At 74.1% G+C, this 24,732-nt stretch carries 20 protein-coding genes and 1 pseudogene; 9 read left to right on the forward strand and 12 right to left on the reverse strand.

The genetic code is table 11. From position 1 onward, the window contains the following. Positions 1-58 precede the first annotated feature (58 nt). From A4V12_RS11465 to A4V12_RS11475, 3 genes are read right to left on the reverse strand one after another with little or no spacing between them, the layout of a single operon-like run. Positions 59-2,488: a tetratricopeptide repeat protein gene (locus tag A4V12_RS11465; protein ID WP_064069188.1), complete on the reverse strand. Its 2,430-nt coding sequence runs from the start codon at positions 2,486-2,488 to the stop codon at positions 59-61. 19 nt (positions 2,489-2,507) lie between these two features. Then, positions 2,508-5,087, reverse strand: coding sequence for a bifunctional FO biosynthesis protein CofGH (locus A4V12_RS11470; RefSeq protein ID WP_199831264.1), 2,580 nt, complete (start codon positions 5,085-5,087; stop codon positions 2,508-2,510). Between the two features lie 27 nt (positions 5,088-5,114). Further along, positions 5,115-5,942, reverse strand: coding sequence for a TIGR03619 family F420-dependent LLM class oxidoreductase (locus A4V12_RS11475; protein ID WP_064069190.1), 828 nt, complete (start codon positions 5,940-5,942; stop codon positions 5,115-5,117). A gap of 91 nt (positions 5,943-6,033) precedes the next feature. On the opposite strand from A4V12_RS11475, the gene A4V12_RS11480 reads away from it, so the two are divergent. The 3 genes from A4V12_RS11480 to A4V12_RS11490 are packed head-to-tail and all read left to right on the forward strand — an operon-like array spanning position 6,034 to position 8,643. Continuing rightward, positions 6,034-7,491 (forward strand): CehA/McbA family metallohydrolase, encoded by a 1,458-nt coding sequence (locus A4V12_RS11480; RefSeq protein ID WP_064069191.1) that lies wholly within the window; start codon positions 6,034-6,036, stop codon positions 7,489-7,491. A 20-nt stretch (positions 7,492-7,511) separates the two neighbouring features. Next, on the forward strand, positions 7,512-8,276 hold the full coding sequence (locus tag A4V12_RS11485) for an IclR family transcriptional regulator (RefSeq protein ID WP_064069192.1): 765 nt from the start codon (positions 7,512-7,514) through the stop codon (positions 8,274-8,276). 37 nt (positions 8,277-8,313) lie between these two features. Then, the gene (locus A4V12_RS11490; RefSeq protein WP_064069193.1) at positions 8,314-8,643 is read left to right on the forward strand and encodes a putative quinol monooxygenase; all 330 of its coding nucleotides are present in this window, start codon (positions 8,314-8,316) and stop codon (positions 8,641-8,643) included. Positions 8,644-8,713: 70 nt separating this feature from the next. Here the strand turns inward: A4V12_RS11490 and A4V12_RS11495 are convergent, their stop codons facing one another. The 5 genes from A4V12_RS11495 to A4V12_RS11515 form a co-directional block, all read right to left on the reverse strand. Beyond that, complete coding sequence (locus A4V12_RS11495) at positions 8,714-9,031, reverse strand: hypothetical protein (protein WP_064069224.1); 318 nt, start codon at positions 9,029-9,031, stop codon at positions 8,714-8,716. A gap of 97 nt (positions 9,032-9,128) precedes the next feature. Then, positions 9,129-10,682, reverse strand: coding sequence for an APC family permease (locus A4V12_RS11500; RefSeq protein ID WP_064069194.1), 1,554 nt, complete (start codon positions 10,680-10,682; stop codon positions 9,129-9,131). Between the two features lie 326 nt (positions 10,683-11,008). Beyond that, positions 11,009-11,422 carry a PaaI family thioesterase gene (locus A4V12_RS11505; RefSeq protein ID WP_064069195.1) on the reverse strand — a complete coding sequence of 138 codons (414 nt, stop codon included), beginning with the start codon at positions 11,420-11,422 and terminating at the stop codon, positions 11,009-11,011. Positions 11,423-11,499: 77 nt separating this feature from the next. After that, complete coding sequence (locus tag A4V12_RS11510; protein WP_064069225.1) at positions 11,500-12,093, reverse strand: pentapeptide repeat-containing protein; 594 nt, start codon at positions 12,091-12,093, stop codon at positions 11,500-11,502. A 113-nt stretch (positions 12,094-12,206) separates the two neighbouring features. After that, positions 12,207-12,503: a hypothetical protein gene (locus A4V12_RS11515; protein ID WP_064069196.1), complete on the reverse strand. Its 297-nt coding sequence runs from the start codon at positions 12,501-12,503 to the stop codon at positions 12,207-12,209. Between the two features lie 245 nt (positions 12,504-12,748). On the opposite strand from A4V12_RS11515, the pseudogene A4V12_RS11520 reads away from it, so the two are divergent. Both A4V12_RS11520 and A4V12_RS11525 read left to right on the forward strand, forming a co-directional pair. Further along, positions 12,749-15,789 (forward strand): annotated as a pseudogene (locus tag A4V12_RS11520) (AfsR/SARP family transcriptional regulator). Positions 15,790-15,962: 173 nt separating this feature from the next. Then, entirely contained in the window at positions 15,963-16,190 is a 228-nt protein-coding gene (locus A4V12_RS11525) for a hypothetical protein (RefSeq protein ID WP_064069197.1), read from the forward strand. 168 nt (positions 16,191-16,358) lie between these two features. On the opposite strand, the gene A4V12_RS11530 is transcribed toward A4V12_RS11525, so the two are convergent. Continuing rightward, positions 16,359-16,901 carry a hypothetical protein gene (locus A4V12_RS11530; RefSeq protein ID WP_064069198.1) on the reverse strand — a complete coding sequence of 181 codons (543 nt, stop codon included), beginning with the start codon at positions 16,899-16,901 and terminating at the stop codon, positions 16,359-16,361. A 216-nt stretch (positions 16,902-17,117) separates the two neighbouring features. On the opposite strand from A4V12_RS11530, the gene A4V12_RS38550 reads away from it, so the two are divergent. Then, positions 17,118-17,846: a hypothetical protein gene (locus A4V12_RS38550; protein WP_064069199.1), complete on the forward strand. Its 729-nt coding sequence runs from the start codon at positions 17,118-17,120 to the stop codon at positions 17,844-17,846. Between the two features lie 12 nt (positions 17,847-17,858). Here A4V12_RS38550 and A4V12_RS11540 read toward each other — a convergent pair whose 3' ends face one another. Then, positions 17,859-20,258: a PQQ-binding-like beta-propeller repeat protein gene (locus A4V12_RS11540; protein WP_064069200.1), complete on the reverse strand. Its 2,400-nt coding sequence runs from the start codon at positions 20,256-20,258 to the stop codon at positions 17,859-17,861. A 136-nt stretch (positions 20,259-20,394) separates the two neighbouring features. Continuing rightward, positions 20,395-21,177 (reverse strand): VOC family protein, encoded by a 783-nt coding sequence (locus A4V12_RS11545; protein WP_064069201.1) that lies wholly within the window; start codon positions 21,175-21,177, stop codon positions 20,395-20,397. A 402-nt stretch (positions 21,178-21,579) separates the two neighbouring features. Here A4V12_RS11545 and A4V12_RS11550 point away from each other — a divergent pair, with 402 nt between their 5' ends. Beyond that, positions 21,580-22,227, forward strand: coding sequence for a TetR family transcriptional regulator (locus A4V12_RS11550; RefSeq protein ID WP_064069202.1), 648 nt, complete (start codon positions 21,580-21,582; stop codon positions 22,225-22,227). Positions 22,228-22,383: 156 nt separating this feature from the next. Next, positions 22,384-23,040 (forward strand): pyridoxine/pyridoxamine 5'-phosphate oxidase, encoded by a 657-nt coding sequence (locus A4V12_RS11555; RefSeq protein WP_064069203.1) that lies wholly within the window; start codon positions 22,384-22,386, stop codon positions 23,038-23,040. A gap of 33 nt (positions 23,041-23,073) precedes the next feature. Here A4V12_RS11555 and A4V12_RS11560 read toward each other — a convergent pair whose 3' ends face one another. Next, positions 23,074-23,676 (reverse strand): NADPH-dependent FMN reductase, encoded by a 603-nt coding sequence (locus A4V12_RS11560; protein ID WP_064069204.1) that lies wholly within the window; start codon positions 23,674-23,676, stop codon positions 23,074-23,076. 145 nt (positions 23,677-23,821) lie between these two features. On the opposite strand from A4V12_RS11560, the gene A4V12_RS11565 reads away from it, so the two are divergent. Then, the gene (locus A4V12_RS11565) at positions 23,822-24,673 is read left to right on the forward strand and encodes a helix-turn-helix transcriptional regulator (protein WP_064069205.1); all 852 of its coding nucleotides are present in this window, start codon (positions 23,822-23,824) and stop codon (positions 24,671-24,673) included. Positions 24,674-24,732 lie beyond the last annotated feature (59 nt).

The raw sequence follows: 24,732 nt of genomic DNA on the forward strand, positions 1-24,732 counted from the left end.
CTGTAATCGAAGGAACAGGGGCGCTCCCGGCCCGGAGTGTTATGGGTGCGGACGCCCGTCAGGTGTGGTTTTGCTCGCTGTTCGGCTCCGGTTCCTGGTTGCTCCCGGCGATGCGGTCGCGCTGCGCGGCGGCCCACGCGTACCCCGGGTCGAGGGCCAGCGCCCGGTCGAGATCGGCCATCGCCGCGCCCGTGTCGCCCAGCGCCTCGTGGGCGAGCGCACGGCTGCCGAGCGCCCAGGCGTACCCCGGGTCGAGGGCCAGGGCCGCGGTGTACGCGGCCACCGCGTCCGCGGGGCGCCCCGCCGCCCGCAGCGCCTCACCGCGCTCGCCGAGCACCCAGGGGTCGCCCGGGGCGACCGCCCGCGCGCGGTCCAGGTCGGCCAGCGCGCCGGTCGTGTCGCCGAGCGCCCTGCGCACCTGCGCCCTGCGCACCAGGCTCCACAGGTGGTCCGGGTCCATGCCCAGTGCCAGGTCCAGGTCGGCCAGCGCCTCGGCCGGCCGGCCCAGGGCGTGCTTGACCTGGGCGCGGCTCGCCCGGGGCCACACCCATGCCGGGTCCAGTCCGACCACCCGGTCCAGGTCCGCGAGGGCCTCGGCGTACCGGCCCGCCCGGCGGTGGGTCTCGCCCCGGTGGGCGAGGGGCCGCGCCTTGCGCGTGGCCAGGCCGACGGCCCGGTCGTGGTCGGCCAGCGCCGCGTCGAGGTCACCGCGCGCCCGGTGGGCCAGGGCCCGCCCGGTGTACGCCCGGGGGCTCGGCCCGAGCGCGAGCGCCCGGTCGAAGTCGGCGAGCGAGTCCTCGTACCGTCCCGCGTCGTACAGCGCCCGGCCCCGTGCGGCCAGGGCGTGCGCCCGGTCGTCGGGGCCGACCCGCGCCACCAGCAGGTCCAGGACGCCGACGACCGACCGGGCCGGGTCGTCCAGCGCCTCCAGGCAGGCGGCGCCGAGCCGGCGCAGGGGCAGGTCGTCGGTGTCCTCGCCCGCCTCGGTCACTGCCCGCGCCCAGCGGCGGGCCTGGACCGCGCCCTCGGTGCACGCCCCGATCCCGTCGCGCAGCGCGTCCTCGACCGCCGTCGCGGGTGCGGCGCACAGCCGGTGGTACAGCTCCTCCAGCCGCAGCGCGCGCAGGTTCTCGTGCTCCCACAGCTCGTGGGGGGAGACGTCCGGCCCGGCGTCGGCCGCCCACGCCGCGCAGGCGTCGGCCAGCCGGGTGTGGGCCTCGCGCCAGCGCTGCGGGGAGCCGGTCCGCTGGAGGCGCAGCATCGGGGCGCGCACGACGTCGTGGTACCGGGCGTGGTCGTCGCGCTCGCCGACGAACGGCAGGGTGCGCAGCCACCCGTACAGCTCGGCCGCGTCCGTCCCGTCCCCGACGGCCGCCGCGAACACGTCCTGGTTCAGGCGGCGCGGCAGCGCGCAGGCGAGCGCGGCGGCCCGGCGGGCGGGGTCGTCCTCCCACTTCAGGAACCGGTCCACGGCGGTGGCGCCGGCCGTGTTCGGCTCGCCGGGGTGCCGGGCCAGGGTGGAGACCAGCACGGGGAGCCCGCCGGACAGCCGCAGCACGTCCTGGACGACCGGCTCGTCGACGACGCCCCGCGCCGTCAGCAGGTGCCGTGTCTCGGGCTCGGTGAACGGCTCCAGCGGCAGGTCCGCGACGGCGTGGGACCACTCCGACCAGCAGGCCGGGTCCAGCCGGTCGCGCCCGGCCAGGGTGAGGACGACGTTCCCGGGCAGGGGCCCGTACCGCTCGCCCGCCAGCAGGTCGCACAGCCAGGTGCCGAGGACCGGTCCGGTGCGCTCGAAGGTGTCGAGGAAGAGGGCGACCCACGGGACGTCCTTGGCCACCCGGTCCAGTTCGGCGACGAACAGCGGGCCGAGGACCGGCACGGGGTCGAGGGCGAGCCGGGCGTCGTCGCCGCGCGCGCGGCCCCGGGGGCCGAGCGTCGCCCGGAGCCGGTCGGCGCCCCGGGCGACGAGCGCCGGGTCCACCCCGCCCGCGAAGGCGCCGACGACCGGCAGCATGCCCGCGCCGATCAGCCCGGCCTGCGCGGCCGCCAGGCTGCCGGGCGACGGGGCGGGTGCGCCGGGCGGGCCGTCCGCCGGGCCGGCCTGGGCGGCCGCCTCGGCCTCGTGGCGGAAGCGGTGGTAGGCGGCGAGCTGACGGTCCAGCGCCTTGAGGGGGTGCCCCTGCCGGTCCAGGCAGCCGCTGATCGCGGCCATCGCGGCGGGCACGTCGTGCGCGGTCTCGTCGACGTACGCGGTCAGCGCGCCGTGCTCGCGCGCGGTCTCCTCCAGTCGCCGGACCAGCGTGGTCTTGCCGACGCCCGCCATGCCGCGCACGTGAAAGACGAACCGGTGGCGGAGATCCTCCGGGGGGAGCGCGAAGTTCTCGGCGAACACGGACAGTTCGCGCCGCCGGCCGACGAATCCGTCCTGCTGGTGCTGTTGGAGGAGCTGCGCCATCGACGGTCTGGATCTGGAGGTCCTCGCCATGCGGTCAGTCTCCCAAACCTCACTCCAGTACGGGCAGCAGTTCCGGGAGGTGCCCGTCGGACCGTGCCGCCGTCCGGCGCCGCTCCTCGGGGACCTCGCCGTACAGGGTGGTGCGGGGGCGGGCCGGACGGCCGGCGGACCGGGCGATGCCGACGAGGTCCTCGATCGAGCGGTACGAGCCGTAACCGGAGCCCGCCATGCGGGAGATGGTCTCCTCCATGAGGGTGCCGCCCAGGTCGTTCGCGCCGGAGCGGAGCATCTCGGCCGCTCCCTCGGCGCCCAGCTTCACCCAGCTGGTCTGGATGTTGGGGATGTGCGGGTGCAGCAGGACCCGGGCCATGGCCGTGACCGCCCGGTTGTCGCGGGTGGTCGGGCCGGGGCGGGCGATGCCGGCGAGGTAGACGGGGGCGTTGGTGTGGATGAAGGGCAGGGTGACGAACTCGGTGAACCCGCCGGTCTCCTGCTGGATGCGGGCGAGGGTGCGGAGGTGGCCGAGCCAGTGGCGGGGCTGGTCGACGTGGCCGTACATCATCGTCGAGGAGGAGCGGATGCCGAGCTCGTGCGCGGTGCTCACCACCTCGATCCAGGTGGCGGCCGGCAGCTTCCCCTTGGTGAGGACCCAGCGGACCTCGTCGTCGAGGATCTCGGCGGCGGTGCCGGGGATGGAGTCCAGTCCGGCGTCCTTGGCGGCCGTCAGCCACTCGCGGATCGACAGGCCGGTGCGGGTGGCGCCGTTGACGACCTCCATCGGCGAGAAGGCGTGGACGTGCATGCCGGGGACGCGGGCCTTCACGGCACGGGCGATGTCGAAGTACGCGGTGCCGGGCAGGTCGGGGTGGATGCCGCCCTGCATGCACACCTCGACCGCGCCGACGTCCCACGCCTGCTGGGCACGGTCGGCGACCTGGTCCAGGGACAGGGTGTACGCGTCGGCGTCGGTGCGGCGCTGGGCGAAGGCGCAGAACCGGCAGCCGGTGTAGCAGACGTTGGTGAAGTTGATGTTGCGGGTGACGACGTACGTGACGTCGTCGCCGACCGTGTCGCGGCGGATGTCGTCGGCGACCCCGCACAGCGCGTCCAGCGCCGGGCCGTCCGCGTGCAGCAGGGCGAGGGCCTGGTCGTCGGTGAGCCGCGTCGGGTCGTCGGCGGCGACGCCGAGCGCTTCGCGTACGTCGGTGTCGATGCGCTGCGGCACCATGCCGGGTGCGGCGGCCTCCCGCAGCGCCTCCCAGTCGCCGTACACCTCGTCGAAGTCGTCGCGCCGGTCGGTGGTGCGCCCCGTGGTGTCGATGGTGCGGTGCAGGTCGGTCCGGCCGGCGGCGGTGAAGCCCTCGTCGGGCTCCTGCCACGGCAGGCCGCGCACCTCCGCGTCCGGGTTCGCGAGCCCCGTCTCCGGGTCGGCGAGGGCGCGGACGTGCGGCAGCAGGCGCGGGTCGAGCCACGGCTCGCCGCGCGTCACGAACTCGGGGTAGACGCAGAGCCGTTCCCGCAGCTCGAACCCGGCGGCGGCCGACCGCTCCGCCAGCGCCTCGATCGCCGGCCAGGGCCGCTCGGGGTTGACGTGGTCGATGGTGACGGGCGACACCCCGCCCCAGTCGTCGATCCCGGCGGCGATCAGCCGCCCGTACTCCCCGTCCACCAGGTTCGGCGGGGCCTGGAGGCACGCGGAGGGGCCCATGATGTGCCGGGCGACGGCCACGGTGGCGACCAGGTCGTCCAGGTCGGCGTCCGGCATGCCGCGCATCGCCGTGTCCGGCTTGGCGCGGAAGTTCTGGATGATCAGCTCCTGGACGCCGTGGTACGCCCGCGCCACCCGGCGCAGCGCGAACAGCGACTCCGCCCGCTCCTCGTACGTCTCGCCGATCCCGATCAGCAACCCGCTGGTGAACGGCACCGACGAACGGCCGGCGTCCTCCAGCACCCGCAGCCGCACGGCCGGTTCCTTGTCGGGCGAGCCGTAGTGGGGGCCGCCGGGCTCGGACCACAGGCGGGTCGCCGTCGTCTCCAGCATCATGCCCATGGACGGCGCCACGGGCTTGAGCCGCTGGAAGTCGGTCCACGACAGCACGCCCGGGTTGAGGTGGGGCAGCAGCCCCGTCTCCTCCAGGATGCGGATCGCCATGGCGCGCACGTACGCGAGGGTGTCGTCGTACCCGTGCGCGTCCAGCCACTCCCGCGCCTCGGGCCAGCGGTCCTCGGGCTTGTCGCCCAGGGTGATCAGGGCTTCCTTGCAGCCCAGTGCGGCGCCCCGGCGGGCGACGTCCAGCACCTCGTCGGGCGACATGAACATCCCGTGCCCGGCGCGCCGCAGCTTGCCGGGGACGGTCACGAACGTGCAGTAGTGGCAGGTGTCGCGGCACAGCCGGGTGAGCGGGACGAACACGCTCTTGGAGTACGTGATGACCCCGGGCCGCCCGGCCGCCGCCAGCCCCGCGTCCCGCACCCGCCCGGCCGACGCGGCCAGGTCCTCCAGGTCGGCACCCCGCGCCCGGAGCAGGACGGCGGCCTCGGTGACGTCCAGCGCCACACCGTCCCTGGCCCGCTTCAGGGCACGTCGCATGGCATTGGCGGTGGGGCGTCCGGGCTGGTCGTCGGTCATGGACCCGAGCATACGAGTGCGGGGTCCCTACACGTACCGCGCGTACTCGTCCAGCTTCCGCAGCACCTCCGTCTCGCCGGACGGCGGGAGTTGGACGACGGTCTCCGTGATGCCGAGGCCGGCGAAGTGCGCGAGCTTGCCCTCCGAGGGGTGGACGGCGTACGGCACGACGTGGAGGGCGTCCGGGTCACGGCCCGCCTTCTCCCAGGTCTCCCGCAGCACCGGCAGCGTCTCGGTCAGGCCCCGGCCGCCGATGGGCAGCCAGCCGTCGGCGTACTCGGCGATGTGGGCGAAGAGCCGGGGCCCGGCCGCGCCGCCGATCAGCGTGCGGGGGGCGCCACCGGCCGGCTTGGGGTGCGCGAAGGAGGCGCGCACCGAGGCGGTCGTCCCCTCGTACGCGGTGGGCCCGGCGGCCCACAGGGCGCGCATCAGCGCCATCCGGTCGCGGGTCCGTTCCCGGCGGGTGCGCCAGTCGACGCCGTGGTCCTCCGCCTCCTCCCGGTTCCAGCCGTGGCCGACGCCGAGGGTGAACCGGCCGCCCGAGAGGTGGTCGAGGGTGGCCACCTGCTTGGCCAGGTCGATCGGGTCGTGCTGGGCGACCAGCGTGATGCCGGTGCCGAGTTCCAGCCGCTCGGTGACGGCGGCGGCCTGGCCGAGCGCGACGAAGGGGTCGAGGGTGCGGCCGTACTCGGGCGGCAGGTCGCCGCCCGCCGGGTAGGGGCTGGTGCGTTCGACGGGGATGTGGGTGTGCTCCGGCAGGTACAGGCCCGCGAAGCCGCGCTGTTCGAGTTCACGCGCGAGCCGTACCGGGCTGATGGTCTGGTCCGTGAGGAAAATCGTCGTCGCGATGCGCATGACGGCCCAACGTATGGCGTGCGGCGGCGAAATCCGAGACGGTCGCCCCGGGTTGGCGGGAAATTCACCGGCCGCGAGGAGGGTGGCACCCATGATGGGCAGACGAGGATTCGTGACGGGCGCGGCGGGGGTCTTCACCGCGCGGGGCGTGAGCTTCGCCCCCGGCGAGACCGAGCAGGTGCTGCGCGGCACCCTGCCGCCCGGTTCCCCCGACTACGTGTACCTGCCGGTCGAGGTGCCGCGCGGGGTGCGGGAGATCCGGGTGTCGTACGCGTACGAGCGGCCGGCCGTGCCGCCGGGGACCCAGGGCAACGCCCTGGACATCGGCGTCTTCGACGAGCGGGGCACCGAACTCGGCGGGCGCGGCTTCCGGGGCTGGTCGGGCGGGGCCCGCACCGAGTTCTTCGTCCGTGCCGACGACGCCACGCCCGGCTACCTGCCGGGACCGGTCCGGGCGGGCACCTGGCACATCGTGCTGGGCCCGTACACCGTCGCCCCCGGCGGCCTGCCGTACACGGTGACGGTCCGTCTCGCGTACGGGCCGTCCGGCCCCGTGCGCACGCCCGTGTACCCACCGGACCGGGCCCGGGGCCGGGGCCGGGCCTGGTACCGGGGCGACTGCCACCTGCACTCGGTGCACTCCGACGGGCTGCGCACCCCCGCCGAGGTCGCGGCCGCCGCACGCGCCGCCGGGCTGGACTTCATCAACACCTCCGAGCACAACACGCACTCCGGGCACCGGGCGTGGGAGGGGCTGTGGGGCGACGACCTGCTGATCCTGACCGGTGAGGAGGTCACCACCCGCAGCGGCCACGTCGTCGCGGTCGGCACCGACCCGGGCACGTTCGTCGACTGGCGCTACCGGGCGCGCGACAACCGCTTCGGGCGCTTCGCCCGCGAGATCCGCCGGGCCGGCGGCCTGGTCGTCCCGGCCCACCCGCACGCCACGTGCGTGGGCTGCGCCTGGAAGTTCGGTTTCGGTGACGCGGACGCGGTGGAGGTGTGGAACGGCCCCTACACGCCCGACGACGAGGTGGCCCTGGCCGACTGGGACGGCACCCTGGCCGCAGGGCGCCGCTTCGTCCCGGCGGTGGGCGGCAGCGACGCGCACCGCGAGCCGCAGCGGGTGGGCGAGCCGCAGACGGTCGTCCTCGCCGACGACCTGACCCGCGAGGCGGTCCTGGCGGGGCTGCGCGCGGGGCGGTCGTACGTCGCCGAGTCGGCCTCCGTGAGCCTCGCCCTGTCCGCGACGGGCGGCCGGGGCGTCCGGGCGGGCATCGGCGACCGGCTCCCCGTCCCGGCCGGCACGCCGGTGACCGTCCGCCTCGACGTGACGGGCGCCCCCGGCTGCACGGTCCGGTTCGTCACCGACCAGGGCACCTTGCACACGGTCGCCCTGCCCGCCTCCGGCACGGGCACGGTCACGTGGACGACGACGCCCGCGTACGCCGCCCACGTCCGTGCCGAGGTCCGCCACCCGGCCGCGGTGCCGGGCCTGCCGGGGGCGCTGGCGGCGTTCACGAACCCGGTGTTCCTGGGGGCCCCGTAGCGGCCCGTAGGCTCGTCCGCATGAGCAGCACGACCCCCGGCCCCCGTTCCGTCGACCGTGCGCTGGACATCCTCGACGTGGTGGCCGACGCGGCCGGGCCCGTCGGGGCGCGGGCGCTGGCGCGACGGCTGGGGTGTTCGCCGTCGACCGTCTACCACCTGCTGGGGCCGCTGGTGGCGCGCGGGCACCTGGTGCGCGCGGAGGGCGGCGGGTACGCGCCGGGGCCCCGGGCCACCGCGCTGCACCGGGCGTTCCAGCGGCACGTGGGGGTCGCCCCGGGTGTGGGCGAGGTGCTGGCGCGGCTGCGGCGGGAGAGCGGGGCGGAGGCGTACTTCTCCGCGTACCGGGACGGGCGGATCACCGTGGTCGACAGCACGGCGCCCGTCACGGACACGGCGCACCCCTTCGTACCGGGGCCCGACGTGCGGGCGCATGCCACCGCGCACGGCAAGGCGCTGCTGGCGCAGGTGCCGCGCGGGGTGCGGCGGCGGTATCTGGACGAGCACGGGATGGCCCGGTTCACCGACCGGACGATCACGGCGGCGGAGCGGTTCGAGGCGGAGCTGGCGCGGGTGCGGGGGCAGGGGTTCGCCGTGTCGGTGGGGGAGGCGGACCCGGCGTACACCTGCCTGGCGATGGTGCTGCCCGGCGCCGGGGAGGTGCGGCACGCGCTGTCGGTGTCGTTGCCGACGGCGGAGTTCCGCCACCGGCACGGCCGGGTGCGGGCGGCGGTGGCCGGCTCGGTGCGGGCTTTTTCCGACGCTGCCGGAAACGCGGGCGCGTGAGCTGGACGGCGGGCCGGGCGGGGAGCACCGTGACGGCATGATCTTCATCGCCGTCAGGTTCACCGTCCGCCCCGAGTACGCCGGCCAGTGGCTCACGCTGGTCGACGGCTTCACCCGTGCCACCCGCGACGAGCCCGGGAACCTCTTCTTCGACTGGTCGCGCGACGTCGAGGACCCGAACCGGTTCGTGCTGCTGGAGGCCTTCGCGGACGCGGAGGCGGGCGCGGCGCACGTCGCCTCGGACCACTTCGCGGCCGGGCTGGAGGCGATGTCCGGTGCCATCGCCGCCACGCCGGAGATCGTCAACGTCGAGCTGCCGGACCAGGACGGCTGGAACGCCATGGCCGAGCTGAGCCCGCGGGGCTGACCCCGCCCGTCGGGGCGCCCCCCGGCCGCACGGGCGCCCCGGCCGCGGTGCCTCCGGCCGGCGGGGCGCCTCAGTCGTTGACGGCGGTGAGCAGGACCGCCGCGTCCGTCACCGCCGTCACGCCGTGCCGCTCCGGCGGCAGCAGGTAGAGCGCGCCCATGGTCAGCTCCACGTCGCCGGACTGGGCCGTCACCCTCACCACGCCCCGCAGCACCTGGAGCGACGCGGCGGGCGGGGTGTTGTGCTCGTCGAGCGAGGTGCCGGCGGTGAGCGCGATGACGCTCTGCCGCAGGGGCGGGTCGCGCAGGATCAGGTTGGCGCTGCGGCCGTGCTCGTCGGCGTGCGCGTTGACGAGGTGTTCCTCTGCGATGGCGTTGAGGTCGTACATACCGTCCACCTTGCCCCGCCGCCGGAACGTACGCATACGGAAAAGGGCGGGCACCGTGCCGTCCCACGGTGTCCGCCCTCTCCGGGCCGGGTGTGCGTCAGTCCTCGACCACGAGTGCCGGGGTCTCCTTGGTGAGGACCTCGCCGCGGAAGAACTCCGGGCTGCGGCGCTGCATCACCAGCATGATGACCACGCCGAGGAGCAGCAGGCCGACGCCGATCACGAAGACCGAGCCGATGCCGAACACCGACGAGCCGCTGCCGTAGGCGGGGTCCCGGATGTCGTACAGCGTCTGGCCGAAGACCGCGGTGAGCATCAGGCCGCCGAGTCCCGGGAGGATCCCCTTGACGGTGAGGTCGCGCGCCGAGCGGCGCAGCTCGCGGCGGAAGAACCAGACACAGGCGAAGGCGGTGATCGCGTAGTAGAAGCAGATCATCAGGCCGAGCGCGTAGATGGTGTCGATGAGGACGTTCTCGCTGACCAGCGACATCACGGCGTAGAAGAGGCCGGTGGCGACGCCGGCGACGACCGTGGCACGGCCGGGGGTCTTGAACCGCGGGTGGATCCTGGCGAAGGAGGCCGGCATCGCCCGGTAGGTGCTCATGGCCAGGGCGGTGCGCGCCACCGGGATGAAGGTGGTCTGGAGGCTCGCGGCGGCGGAGGCGACGACGGCGAGGAAGAGCAGGACCCCGAGGCCGGAGCCCATGACCGGTTCGGCGAGCACGGCGAAGACGTTGTCCGCGGTGTCCGGGTTGCCGAGGCCGGTGCCCTTGTCGCCGATGCCCGCGTACATCTGGGAGGCGATGGCGATCATCAGGTACGAGGCGACGATCACGACCATGGCGAGCATGGCGGCGCGGCCGGGCGTCCGGGCGCTTCCGGTGCTCTCCTCGTTGATGGACAGGCAGGCGTCCCAGCCCCAGTAGATGAAGATCGAGAGGGACAGGCCGGCGGTGAAGGCGGTGAAGGACTCGACGCCGAAGGGGTTCATCCACGACCAGGAGAAGTCGAGCGATCCGGCCACGTCGTCGGCCTTGGTCACCGCCATGACGGCGAAGATCACCAGCACGGTGAGCTGGAGGCCGACCAGGGCGTACTGCACCCACTTGGTGGCGGTGATGCCGCGGTAGCTGATCGCCGTGGCGATGGCGATGAAGGCCAGCGTGGTGAGGATGTGCGCGGCCTTGTCGCCGTCGAGGGCGGCGACCGACTCGCTGCCGGTGACCTCGCCGAGGAGCAGGTAGAAGTAGGACGTCGCGACGCCCGCGAGGTTGGAGAGGACCACGATCGTGGCCACCAGCAGGCCCCAGCCGCACATCCAGCCGACCTTGGGTCCGAAGGCCTTGACCGACCAGGTGAAGGAGGTGCCGCAGTCCGGGACCGCCCGGTTCAGCTCGCGGTAGGCGAAGGCCACCAGGAGCATCGGGATGAATCCGGCCAGGAAGATCGCCGGCATCTGCAGGCCGACCTCGGTGACCGTGGGGCCGAGCGTGGCCGTGAGGCAGTAGACGGGGGCCACGGTGGACACACCGATGACGGCGCCACCCATCAGCCCGACGGAGTTGTCGCCGAGCCCCTTCTTGCGTACGCCCCCTTCGGGGCCGCCCATTACCGTGTCTCCGGCCTGGGGCCGCGCTTCCACCTGAGTCATGTGAGGGACGTTAGGTGCTGCGGTTTCCACATCCGGAAGAAGGAACTCCGCGATCTTTCCCTTGCATTGAGAGGTTCGAGCGGGCGTTACGGCAAGGAAAGAAAGATTGCCGTGCGTCGACGCCGACCGATTGGTAGGTGAAATCCGCACCGTTCGATATGCGGGAACCGCAGCTGTGACCGAAATGCCCGTTTCCAAAATTTCCCGCACTGTTTTCGGCCAGGCCGTACGGGCGCCCCCGCCCCGCCGCACGAGGTGGAGCGCGTGGCCGTGCGGGGGGGCCGGGCACGACCGGGCGGGGGGCCGGCCGGGGGCCGGACCGGGCCTCAGCCGAGGAGCGCGTACACCGTGGACGCCCGGGCCGCGGGCTCCGTCTCGCCCTCCGCGGTCATGGTGATCTCGGCGAACGCCATCCGTCTGCCCAGCTTGGTGATCCGCGCGTCCACGAGGACGTCGGCCCCGGTCACCGCCCGCATGAAGCTGGTGGACTGCTGCACGGTGGTCATGGGCACGAACGCGCCCCGCGCCGAGGACACCGCGATCACCGTCGCCGTGTCGGCCGCCGCCATCAGGGCCTGCCCCGACAGCCCGCCCCCTTCCCGTGCCAGCCGTCCGTCCCACGGCAGCCGCAGCACGGCGTGCGCCTCACCCGCCTCCACGACGGACAGGCCGAGCTCCAGCACCCAGGGGGCGAAGTTGTCGGCGAGGATCTTGTCGGCTTCGACGAGCGTGAGAGTCATGCCGGGATGCTGCCGCCGCGCCCCGCCGCCGAAACCCCCGCCCCCGCCCCCGCCCCGACGTCTCGCGGGCCGCCGGGTCAGCCCAGCCGGAAGCCGAGCGCCGTCGCGACGACCACCGCCTGCTCCAGGTCGATCCGGGCGCCCGCCACCTCCGCCGCCAGCGGGTCCAGCGAGGACAGGTCGCTGCCCCGCAGGTCCGCGTCCTTCAGCACGGCGCCGCCGAGCGCCGCGCCGGACAGGTCGCAGCGGACGAGGCTCGCCCCCTGCAGACGGGCCGCGGTCAGGTCGGCCTCGCGCAGGCGGACGCCGTCGAAGCCGGCCTTCCGCAGGTCGGCGCCCCGCAAGCCGGTGAACGACCAGTCGCCGCCGGTCACCTCCAGGAGCCCGAACGTCGACTGCTCGAAGCGGCTGCCGAGGAACTTGCACTGCTCGAAGCGCGCGTCGAAGAAGCCGCACTTGCGGAAGGAGCAGTTGGTGAACGCCGCACCCGTGTGGCGCGAGGCGTTGAAGCGCACGCCGGAGAAGACGCACTCGTCGAAGACCGCCCCCTCGTTCACGACCTCCGTCCAGTCCGTGTCGTAGAAGGTGCAGCCCGTGTACGTCGTCCCGGGGCCGAGCTCCCGGGCGTACCAGTCCTCACCACGGACGACGAGATCGCGTGCGTTCACCATGCGGCCCATTGAACCGGCCGCCACTGACAACCGGCCGTCACTGGACACCGGCGTCACTCACGATCGGCCGCCTCTCACGATCGGCCGCCTCTCGCGATCGGCCGGGCGCGGCCTCAGGAGGAGAGGAAGCGCTGCACGCCGGTCCGGACGTCGTCGCCGTTCATCACGGGAATCATCGTGATCTTGGCGTTGAGCTCCATGAAGAGCGGTTCGCAGATGACCGGTACGTGCGAGGGGTCCTCCAGGTCGAAGACGACGAACGCGGTGCGCATCCCGTCGATCGCCCCGAAGTAGGCGGCCTCCGGGCGCACCCGGTCCATGAGGGAGCCAAGGATCGCGTCGAGCCGGTCGCCCCGGATCGCGTCGTTCGCCTTCTCCGTGTCCATCTGGCACATCATCATCGTGCGCATGTGTCCGCCTCTCCCGGATCGCGGTCGCCCCCGTCCAGGCCCAGTGTTCGCGGGCGGGGCGCCCCGCGCATCCGGGCGGGACCGTCCGGGTGGGCACCCGGCACGCACCGGACTGACGGCCCGTCAGGTCCGTGGACGGGAGATCGTGTCACGACCTTGTGCAGAGCGTCACCCACTGCTGACGCAAACGCCATCGACAAGGCAGACTGTCGGGGGCGAAACCAGCGGTACGGGCAGGGGGAGCTATGGACCGTGAAGACGGGCCGCGAGTGCCGGAGCAGCGCACTCCACAGCCGGGTCCCGCGGCGGGCGGCGACGTCCGCGCGGGCGACCCCCGCGGCGGCCCGCACGGTGAGCACGGCGGCCCGCGCGGCGGTCCGCACGGCGACGGCCTCCACGACGACCTGCGGTTCGGTGTGCTCGGTCCCGTACGGGCCTGGCGCGACGGCGAGGCCCTGCCGTCCGGATCCCCGCAGCAGCGAGCCCTGCTGGCCGCGCTGCTGCTGCGCGACGGGCGCACGGCGACGGCGGCCGAGCTGATCGACGCCATCTGGGGCGACGAGCCGCCCTCGCAGGCCCTCGCCGCGGTACGGACGTACGCCTCCCGGCTGCGCAAGGTCCTCCCGCCGGGCGTGCTGGTCAGCGAGTCGGGCGGGTACGCGATCCGGGGCCGGTCCGACGCCCTCGACCTGAACGTCGCGCAGGAACTGGCCGCCGAGGCGGAGAAGGCACGGGCCGGCGGCGACCGCGACCAGGCCCGGGGCTGATCGACAAGTCGCTCGGCCTGTGGGACGGCGAACCCCTCGCCTCCGTGCCCGGCCCGTACGCCGAGACGCAGCGCGCCCGCCTGGAGGAGTGGCGGCTCCAGCTGCTGGAGGCCCGGCTCGACCTGGACCTGGAGTGCGGTCACCACGCGGAGGCGGTGTCCGAGCTGACGGCCCTGACCGCCGCGCACCCGCTGCGCGAACGGCTGCGGGAGCTGCTGATGCTGGCGCTCTACCGCAGCGGGCGGCAGGCGGAGGCCCTCGCCGTGTACGCCGACACGCGCCGGCTCCTCGCGGACGAGCTGGGCGTCGATCCGCGCCCGGAGCTGGCCCGGCTCCAGCAGCGCATCCTGCGGGCCGACGCGGAACTGGCCCGCCCGGTGGAGGACCCGTCGCCCGCCCCCGCCGTCTCGCGGCCCGCCCAGCTGCCGGCCACGGTGCCGGACTTCACCGGGCGGGCGGCGTTCGTGCGGGAGCTGAGCGACCGGCTCGCGACGGCCGAGGGCTCGGTGATGGCCGTCTCCGCGCTGGCGGGCATCGGCGGGGTCGGCAAGACCACGCTCGCCGTGCACGTCGCCCACGCGGCCCGCCCGCGCTTCCCGGACGGACAGCTGTACGTGGACCTCCAGGGCGCGGGCGCGCGCTCCGCGGAACCCGAGACCGTGCTGGGTGCCTTCCTGCGGGCGCTCGGCACGCAGGACTCGGCCATCCCCGACACCCTCGACGAGCGGGCCGCGCTGTACCGGTCGACGCTCGCCGGGCGGCGGGTGCTGGTCCTGCTGGACAACGCGCGCGACGCCGCGCAGGTGCGCCCGCTGCTGCCCGGTACGGAGGGGTGCGCCGCCCTGGTCACCAGCCGGGTCCGGATGGTCGACCTGGCGGGGGCCCACCTGGTGGACCTGGACGTGATGTCGCCGGAGGAGGCCCTCCAGCTCTTCACCAAGATCGTGGGCGCCGAGCGGGTCCAGGCGGAGCGGGAGGCGGCGCTGGACGTGGTCGCCGCGTGCGGCTTCCTGCCGCTGGCCATCCGCATCGCCGCGTCCCGCCTGGCGGCGCGCCGCACCTGGACGGTGACGGTGCTCGCGGCCAAGCTCGCCGACGAGCGCCGCCGCCTCGACGAGCTCCAGGCGGGCGACCTCGCGGTCAAGGCCACGTTCGAGCTGGGCTACGGGCAGCTGGAGCCCGCGCAGGCGCGGGCGTTCCGCCTCCTGGGCCTCGCCGACGGCCCGGACATGTCCCTCGCCGCCGCGGCGGCCGTCCTGGACCTGCCGCTCCACGAGGCGGAGGACCTCCTGGAGTCCCTGGTCGACACCTCGCTCCTGGAGTCGGCCGCGCCGGGCCGCTACCGCTACCACGACCTGGTCCGCCTCTACGCGCGTGCATGCGCCGACCGCGACGAACAGCCCCCGTCGGAGCGGGACCTGGCGCTCTCCCGCCTGCTGGACTTCTACCTGTCGACGGCGGCCCGCGTCTACGCCATCGAGCGCCCGGGCGACCGCCTGGTCGACCACCTGGAGCCGACCACGTACGCCGGTCTGACCTTCACCGACCGCCACACGGCGCTGGACTGGCTCTACACCGAAGCCAACTGCCTCCTCGCCTGCGCCCGCCAGGCCACCGGCGGGCCGCGCCTGCGCGCCGCCGTCGACCTGCTCTGGGCCGCCCAGGACCTCGCCGAGTCCGGCGCGAACTCCAAGATGTACGAGACGGCCGCGCTGAGCGCCCTGGAGGCCGCCGGGGAGTCGGGCGACGCCCGTACGGAAGGCCGGGCCCGTACGTCGATGACGAACGTGCACCTGGTGGCCGGCCGGTACCGGGAAGCGGACCGGGAGGCCGAGACGGCCGCACGGCTGGCGGCCGACGCCGGCGACCCGGCTCCCGTCTACTGGGCGGACAACGACCGGGGGATCATCGCCTTCAACCAGGGCCGGCACGAGGAGGCGGAGGCGTTCCTGTACAAGGCCATGGAGGGCTCCCGCGTCGACGACAACCTCCCGGGCGAGGCGAGCGCCATGTGCAACCTCTCGCGCATCCACCTGTCCATGGGGCGCGTCTCGCAGGCCATCACCCTGGCGCAGAAGGGTGTCGAACTCTACGAGCGGATAGGGCACACGCTGCGACTGGCCAACGCGCGGTACGCCCTGGGCGTCGCCCTCACGCACGCCCGTCGTCATGCCGAGGCGCTGGAGCAACTGGCGGAGGCCCTGCACCGGTTCGAGACCAACCGTCAGCGTCTGTGGGCCGGGACGACGCACTGGCGCATCGCGCAGACCCATCTGTCCGCCCAGCGGGCGGCCCGGGCGGCGCAACACGCGGAACAGGCGTTGGCCATAGGGTGCATCGGGGGCGACCGCATCCGTGGCAGTGTGCTGATCACCCTGGGCAAGGCGCTGGACCGCCTGGGCCAGACGGGCCGGGCGCGCGCGTGCTGGCGTGAGGCGCTGGCCCTGCACGAGCAGTCGGGGGCGGCCGCGGAAGCGGAGGAGGCCCGTGAGCTGCTGTCCCCGCTGACCGCCGCGTGACATCCCCCAGCAGCGCGTTCATCGAACGTTTATGCCGGACCGGCATGCTGCATCGCAGTCGATCCGCCGCATCGGGGGGTACGCGGGTCCACTAGCCTTCTGTCCGGCGGCCATCGGGGGAGTCGCCGGGCAGAAGGAACGCACACTCCATCAGCACCTCACGGGGGAACATCATGAGCGAGTCCGCGAAGAAGCCGGCCGACATCACGACGATGGGCGACCACCACACGCCGGCTCCGCCGGCCCAGGACCTCATCACCATGAAGGACCACCACACGCCCGCGCCGCCCGCCCAGGACACGATCACCACGATGGGCGACCACCACACGCCCGCCCCGCCGGCGCAGGACACCATCACCACGCTCGGCGACCACCACACGCCCGCCCCTCCGGCGGGCTGACGAGAACGCACCTCTGATCGGGGAACGGCCGCGGCGGCACGGAGGGGGAGCCGCCGCGGTCGTGGCCGCCCCGCAGGGTTGGGCGGACAGGGCGAAGGGCACCGGGCCTAGTGGTCCGGTGCCCTTCGTGCGTGGGGGCGGATCGCGCCGCCGGCCGCGCGGGTGGCGTCAGAGCGCGGTCTTCGACGCGGTGTCGACGACGCACTCCTTGTACTCGCTGCCGTCGCCCGTACCGGTGTACGTCGTCGTGGCCTCGGCCTGCTGGGAGGCGCCCGCCTTGACGGTCAGACCGGTCACGTTGGCGCGCGCGGTGGTCGCGGTGGACGTGGAGTCGCCGCGGAACTTCATGGTGATGTTGTACGTGTAGTCCAGCGAGCCGCTGTTGGTGACGGTGATCCGGGCGACGAGGTTCTTGCCCGAGTCGTCCATCCGGCACTCGTCGATCTTGATGTCGCGGGCGGCCTTGTTGGCGCTGCTGGAGCCGCCGGGCACGGAGACGCCACCGGAGCTGCTGCTGCTGCCGCTGTCGTTGCTGCCACCGGTGGTGCTGCTGCCGGAGTCGTAACCGGAACCCGACCCCGAACCGGAGTCGGAGCTGTGGCTGCTGCTGCCGCTGTTGCTGCTGCAGCCGCCGCCGGAGCCGCGCGCCCCGGTGAGTGCGACGATCGCGATACCGAACACGGCGACAGCGCGGACATGGCGGAGCTTCACGTTCAACCCCCGTTGAAAGTGTGAGTGAGTGGGGCCCAAGCTTGACGGGCGCACGTCACCCTAGCAGCGCACGGGGCCCTCCCCCGCCCGCCCGGCCCGTGGCCCCGCCCGCCCGGCCCGTGGCCCGGACGGCGCCCGCGGCCGTCCTGTGGCGCCCCTCCCCCGGTCGGCGTAGCGTCGGGATCGAGAGCCCGATCCCCCCAAGGGAGGCCGACGATGGTCCGCAATGTCATCGGCTCGATCCTCGCTCTCGTCGGAGCGGCGGCCGCCGTATGGAGCCCCTTCCACGCCTGGTACGACGGCCGTCACGGACGCGACTACCGGGTCGCCGACCTGTTCGGCGGCATCAGCCGGGCGGAGGCCGACCTCTGGACCTCGATCGTGCTGCCGTTCGCCTTCGCCGCGCTGGTGACGCTGGTGGGCCTGGCTCTCCGCTCCCGCGTGCTGATCGCCCTCGCCGGGCTGATCGTGCTGGCCTTCGCCATCCTGTGGATGGTCCGCCAGGGACAGGCCGCCGGCAGCCTCAGCGTCGAGTCGGACGGCTCGGGCCTCGGTCAGGGCGTCGCCCTCGCGCTGGGCGGCGGGCTGCTCCTGCTGCTCGGCGCCGCTGTGATGAGCGGGCGCAGGCCCCTGGAGCACGACGATTACGAGCCGGACGGGACGGACGGCCACCGCCACGGACGGCACGGCCGCCACGGCCGCGCCGCGGGCGGGCCCGAGCGGCACGACGAGCCGTACGCGGAACCGTACGCGGAGCCCTACGGCGACCGGGGCGAACCCTACGGCGAGCCCGACCGGTCCACGTACGGGCAGCGGCCGTACGCGGGCGACGCGCCGACCGCCGAGTACCCCCGCTACGACGAGCGGTACGACGGCGACGGGCGCCACGACGACCGCCCGGGCGGACCCGAGGGGCCACCCGGACCGCACCGCGGCCGCGGCTAGCGGCGGCCGAGGCTAGCGCCCGCCCGCCCCGCCGCGCCCCGTCGCCGTGCCCTTGACCGCGTCCAGCGCGTACACGCACCGGTCCTTGCTGCACGCGTAGACGACGCCCGCCTGCGCGACCAGCGAGCCGGTGATCTCGCCGCCGGTGGTGAGCTTCCAGCGCAGCTGGCCGCCGCTCGCGTCGAGCGTGTACAGCACGTGGTCGGCCGAGCCGAAGTGCAGGCGGCCGTCCGCGACGACCGGGGCGCCGATGACCGGCCCGCCGGCCGGGAACCGCCACTTCGGGGTGCCGGTCACCGCGTCGAGCGTGTACACCGCGCTGCCGCTGCCGACGTGGACGTTGCCGTCCGCGACGAGCACCGGCTCGGTCGACTGGCGCGACTCGGTGGCGATGCGCCAGCGGTCCTTGCCGGTCGTGGCGTCGAGCGCGTACACCGTGCCCAGGTAGTCGGCGAGGTAGACCCCGCCGCCGGTGACCGCCGGACCGGGGGCGAAGGCGGGCGGGGAGAGGAAGACCGCCGGGGCCTCGAAGTGCCAGCGGACGTGCCCGGACCGGATGTCGACGGACAGCACCCGGGTGCCGGCCGACACGTACGCGTATCCGTCCTCGGCGGACGTCACGCGCACCGGGACCCCGCCGCAGGAGGCGGCGTCGCCGATCGGGTACGACCAGCGCTCGGTGCCCGTGCGGGCGTCCAGGGCGCGCAGCCGGGCGTCCTGCCACACGTACACGGTGTCGCCGTGGATCACCGGGCCGCCCTCGGGCGTCTCGAAGTCCGTCTGGGCGCCGGTCAGCTCCCACAGCTTGGCGCCGTTGGCGGCCTCCCACGCCTGGACGCCGCCGCCGCGCGTGCCGGTGACGACGGTGCCCCGGTCGACACGGAGGCAGTAGACCCAGGCGTCGGTGTGCAGCCGCCACCGCTCGCCGCCGTCGAGCGCGTCGAGGGCGTAGAGCGAGGGCCCGTCCGAGGCGTGGATGCGCCCGTCGGCCACCGCCATGGACCAGGCGACGTCACGGGTCTTGAACTGGCGGCGGCCGGTGCCCACGTCCAGCGCGTGGACCTCGAAGGACGTGACGTACAGCAGGTCGCCGGAGACGACCGGGGTGCCCCACACGTCGTTGGACATCCGGAACCGCCACGGCCGCCAGTGCCCGGGGCCCGCGGGCTCCTGGGTGGGGGCGGGGACGGGCGGGCCGGTCGGCGGGGCGGGGACGGACGGGGCCGGGTCCGCGCCGTGCGGGCCGCCGGCGGGGCGGCGGATCCAGCCGGTCGTGGGCCCGGCGTCCACCGCGAACGCGGCGCGGGTGTCGGCGACGCGCGGCCCGGGGCCGATCGGTACGGGAGCGCCGGGCAGCCGTACGGGCGCGGCGGGTGCCGCCTGTCCGGTGCGCGGGTCGCCGTTGCCGCCCCGGTGGGCGGCCTCCCGGTCCCGGTCGTGCTGCCGGGGACCGGGCGGGGGCGCGGACGGCGGCGCGGGGGGCGGGGCGGACGGCGGCGCGGGCGGGGGCGGGGTGCTGGGCCGGCCGCCCCTGCGGGTCTCGATCATCGCGGTCGCCCGGGACGGCAGCCACGCGGAGGCCGTGCCGCTGTCGTCGCTGCCGGAGAACAGGTGCGGCGCCAGTTGCGCCTGGAGGTCGGCGGGCGAGGGCCGCAGTGCCGCCTCCGGCTGCATGCACGACTCGATCAGTGGCCGCAGCTCGTCGGGCAGCCCCTCCAGGTCGGGGCCCTCGCGCAGCAGCATGAAGACCGTTTCGACCGGATTGGCCCCGTGGTAGGGGGCGTGTCCGGTGGCGGCGAAGACGAGGGTGGAGCCGAGCGAGAAGACGTCACTCGCGCCGGTCACGCTGCGGGAGTCCTTCGCCTGTTCGGGTGACATGTAGGCGGGCGTGCCCACGGCGACGTTGGTCATCGTCAGCCGGGTGTTGGAGACGCCGGACGCGATGCCGAAGTCGATGACGCGCGGTCCGTCCTCGACGACGAGCACGTTCGACGGCTTCAGGTCGCGGTGGACCAGGCCGGCGCCGTGGATGGACTGGAGCGCCTCGGCGATTCCGGCGGCCAGCCAGCGCACCGCCTGGGCCGGGAGCGGCCCGCACTCATTCACTATTTCCTCGAGCGAGGGGGCCGGGACGTACGCGGTCGCCAGCCACGGCACCGCGGCCCGGGGGTCGGCGTCCACCACGGCCGCCGTGTAGAAGCCGGACACCGCCCGTGCGGCCTCGACCTCGCGCGTGAAGCGGACGCGGAACAGCTGGTCCTCGGCGAGCTCGGTCCGCACCGTCTTGATCGCCACGCGCCGCCCCGACGCCGATCGTGCGAGATAGACCAGGCCCATGCCTCCGGCACCGAGCCGGCCCAGCACCTCGAACGGGCCGATCCGTCTCGGGTCGTGCTGCGTCAGCTGTTCCACTTGCCTGCCACCTCCCCGTCAGGGCCATGAGAGTACGGCCCCATGCCCCCTGATTCTTCCTGTCCGGGGCGGTGGTTGCGAACCCGGGGGCGGATCGGGGTGTCTCACCCCGATCCGGACACCCCCGCGGGGGTCGTCAGGCGGCCTTGGGCTCCGCCAGTACGGCGAAGACGGCGCCCTGGTTGTCGGCGATCAGCGCGATCCTGCCGTAAGGAGTGTCGAAGGGTTCCTCGGTGACCCGGCCGCCGAGGCCGGTGGCGAGGGCGGCGGTGTCGTCGCAGTCCTCGACGGCGAAGTAGATGAGGAAGTGGGCGGGCATCTCGGCGGGGAAGGCGTCGGTGATCACGCTGCGGCCGCCGACGGCCGTCTCGTCGCTCGCCTGCGTGCCGGCGGGCGACCAGACCCGGAAGTCGATGGAGGCGTCGTCGAGGTCGCGGACCTGGAAGCCGAAGACGGTCTCGTAGAAGGAGTCGACGGTGTCCTTCTCCCGCGTGTAGACCTCGGTCCAGCAGAAGGAGCACGGTTCGCCCTGCTTCTCGAAGCCGTTGTGCTCCCCCGCCTCCCAGAGTCCGAAGACGGCGCCGCCGGGGTCGACGGCCTGGGCCATGGTGCCGAAGGGGCCGATCGGCATGGGGTCCATCACGAGTTTGCCGCCCGCCTCCCTGATCCGGCGGGTCGTGGCGACGACGTCGGGCGTGGCGAAGTAGACGCCCCAGACGGTGGGCATGCGGCCGTCCCGCTTGGGCGTCAGGCCGGCGACCCGCTTGCCGTCGCTGAAGGCGTTCGTGTAGCTGCCGTACGCCGGGTCGCCGTCGTCGAACGTCCAGCCGAAGAGTTCACCGTAGAACCGCTTGCCGGCTTCCAGGTCGGGAAGCATCGCATCCGCCCAGCACGGCGTGCCCTCTGTGAATGCGGACATGGGCCTGATCCCTTTCCGTGTACGGGCGGGGCGTGTGGTGCCCGTCACGGTCACGCTAATGGCGCGCGGCGCACCGCGCAGAAAAGACAACCGAACACACGATCGAACGCAGACCTCGGGGGCCGTTGCGGGGCCGCTTCCGCGCGGGTTGTCCACCAAAGTTTTCCACAGGCTGTTAATAAGCCTATCGGGGTGGTGGACGGTCGTCGGAGGTGGCCGAAAAGCGCCGTACCGACCGGACCGCCCCGGTGCGCGCCCCTGTGGCACGGAATGCGCTTCCGCCCAGCGTGGACAAGGGTCGGGCACGGGACGGACGGCCGGACGGAGGCCCGCACGGAGGGCCGTCACCCCATTTGCAGTCGGCCGAATCGCGCGCAGATCACCCCTCGGTAAGCTGACGGCATGACAGGACAAGTACGCACCGTCGACGGCCGCGTGGCCGGTCGACGCGGACAGGCGACGCGGCAGAAGCTGCTCGACTGCCTCAGCGAGATGCTCCGCTCCTCGCCGTACCGGGACGTCAAAGTCATCGACGTGGCCCGGAAGGCGGGCACTTCCCCGGCGACGTTCTACCAGTACTTCCCGGACGTCGAGGGCGCCGTCCTCGAGATCGCGGAGGAAATGGCCAAAGAGGGCGCCGGGTTGACGGAACTCGTCGCCGGCCGCAGCTGGGTCGGCAAGGCCGGCTGGCAGACCGCGGAGGAACTGGTCGAGGGATTCCTCGACTTCTGGCGCAGCAACGACGCCATCCTCCGCGTGATCGACCTGGGCGCCGCCGAAGGGGACAAGCGGTTCTACAAGATCCGCATGAAGATCCTCGGCTCCGTCACCACCTCCCTGACGGAGGCGGTCAAGGAGCTCCAGGCCAAGAACAAGGTCGACAAGGACGTCAACCCGGCGGCGATGGCCGGCTCCCTGGTCGCCATGCTCGCGGCGGTCGCCTCGCACCAGAAGGGCTTCCAGACCTGGGGCGTCAAGCAGACCGAAATCAAGCCCAACCTCGCCCTGTTGGTCCACCTCGGCATCACCGGGAAGAAGCCGTCGAAGTAGCACCCCACCCGTTCACGTCCTGTCACGCCGATGGCGGTCCACCTCGTCGACCGCCATCGGCGTTCCCGTTCCGCCGCCCGGCCCCGCCCCCGCGCCCCGGCCGGAACACCGCCCGTCCGTGTGCCGGCGCCCCTCCGCAGCGCCGATGATGGTGCGATGACCGGCTTCCACGACACCCTCCGCTCCCTGCGCGTCTGGGACACCGAGCTGCCCGCCTTCGACCCGGACTCCGCGCCCGCCGACCCCCTGCCCCTCTTCCACGAGTGGTTCGTGGCGGCCGCCCGGGCCGGCCAGCAGGAGCCGCACACCATGTCGCTGGCCACCGCCGGCGCCGACGGGCGGCCCGACGTGCGGACGCTGATGCTCCACGACGCCGACGACCGGGGCTGGCACTTCGCGACGCACGCGACCAGCGCCAAGGGCCGTCAGCTCGCCGCCGCCCCGCACGCGGCGCTCGGCTTCTACTGGCCGGTGCAGGGCCGCCAGGTGCGGGTCAGGGGCCAGGTCGTCACGGGCACGCCCGAGGAGGCGTACGCCGACCTGCACGCCCGGTCGACCGGCGCGCTGGCCGCCGCCCTGGTGGGCCGGCAGAGCGAGGTGCTCGCCTCGGTGGAGGAGCTGGAGCGGGCGAGCGCGGCGGCCTGGGAACGCGCGCGGTCGGAACCGGACACGGACGTGGAGACCTGGACGCTGTACGTGCTCGAACCGTCCGAGGTCGAGTTCTTCCAGGGCGACGACCGGCGGCGCCACCTCCGCCTGCGGTACCGGCGCGTGCCCGGCGGCGGCTGGGAGCGGGAACTGCTCTGGCCGTAGGGCCCGCCCCTCCGCCCTCACCGCCTCACCGCCTCACCGCGAGGCGTACGGCCGCTCGTGGCGGGCGTCGCGGAGGACCGAGCCCCACCAGTCGAGCCGGTCGAGCATCGTCAGCGCGGCGGCCGCCGGCTCCTCGGGGTCCTTGAGGTTCCCTTCGGCGTCGAAGAGCAGGTAGTAGCGGGGAAAGCTGACGTACTCGCGGACGGCGTGCGCGTCCAGCTCGCCGAAGACCTGCCGCAGCTGCTCGATGGCGAGGAGGCCCCCGCTCGCGCCGCTGTAGCCGACGAACGCGATGGGCTTCGCCTGCCATTCGGTGTGGTGCCAGTCGATGAAGGCCTTGAGGGAGGCGGGGAAGCTGCGGTTGTAGTCGGGGGTGACGACCACCACGGCGTCCGCCTCGGCGAGCCGGCGACCGGCGTCCGCCATGCCCGCGGGGCGCGACGGGTTCGGGTCCATGGCGGGGGGCACGGCGGGCAGCGCGAGCGGCAGCTCGGTGTCCGCCAGGTCGATCACGTCGACGTCGAACCGGCCGTGCATTTCCGCCTGTTCGGCGAACCAGCGGGTGACGACCGGGCCGAAGCGGCCGTCCCGGACGCTGCCGACGACGACCGCGAGGCGGAGGGGTTGGGAGGACATGGGGAACTCCTTCGGGTCCGTGGGGTGACCTCGCCGGGTCACGTCCTCCAACCTGCCGGTGCGGAGGGCCGCGCGGGAGGCCGGGCCGAGGCTGGTAGTGGCAGGGCCACGATCGACGGCGGGTTCCGCTGCTAGCGTCGTACGGGTGAGCGACAACGAGTTGGGGCTCTTCCTGCGCACGCGCCGCGAGGCGGTCACCCCCGCCGAGGTGGGCCTGCCCACCGGGCCTCGGCGCCGGACGCCGGGCCTGCGCAGGGCCGAGCTGGCCACGCTCGCCGGGGTGAGCGTCGAGTACGTGACGCGCCTGGAGCAGGGCCGCGACCGGCACCCCTCGCCGCAGGTGGTGGCCGCGCTGGCGGACGCGCTGCGGCTGACCGCGAGCGAACGCGTCCACCTGCACCGCCTGACCAAGAGCGCGGGCGGTGGGCTGTGCATGGGCGCGGCGGCACCGGCGCTGACGGTCAGGCCGACCGTGCGGGCGCTGCTGGAGCGGCTGGAACCCGCCCCGGCGGTCCTGCTCAACCGGATCGGCGACCTCCTCGCCTGGACGGCCGGGTACGAGCGGCTCGCCGGCCCGCTCGGCATCCTGGACGGCAACCCGCCGAACCTCGCCCGGTACCTCTTCGGTGACCCCCGGGCGCGTACCGCCTTCCCCGACTGGGACCGGGTCGCCGACGAGCAGGTCGCCGCCCTGAAGCACGGTCCCTTCCGGGCGGACCCCCATGTGGCGGCCCTCGCGGACGAGTTGACCGTCACGGCCGGGGCGGAGTTCGCCGACCGGGTGCGCACCCTGCCGGGGCTCCCGGCGGCCACCGGCGTCACCCGCCTCGCACACCCCGAGGAGGGGACGCTGCGCCTGGCGTACGAGACGCTGGAGCTGCCCGCCGAGGACGACCAGCGGCTGATCGTCCACCTCCCCGCCGACGGGGCCTGCGCCGCCGCCCTCGACCGCCTCGACGGCCGCCGGCCGGGAGCCCTGCGCGCGGTGTCGGCGTGAGGACGCGGAACTCCGGGGACCGCTGCGGCGTCGAGACGTATGACCGCACACGATCAGGG

Origin of the sequence: Streptomyces noursei, from assembly GCF_001646665.1 — a bacterium.
Taxonomy (GTDB): Bacteria; Actinomycetota; Actinomycetes; order Streptomycetales; family Streptomycetaceae; genus Streptomyces; species Streptomyces lavendulocolor.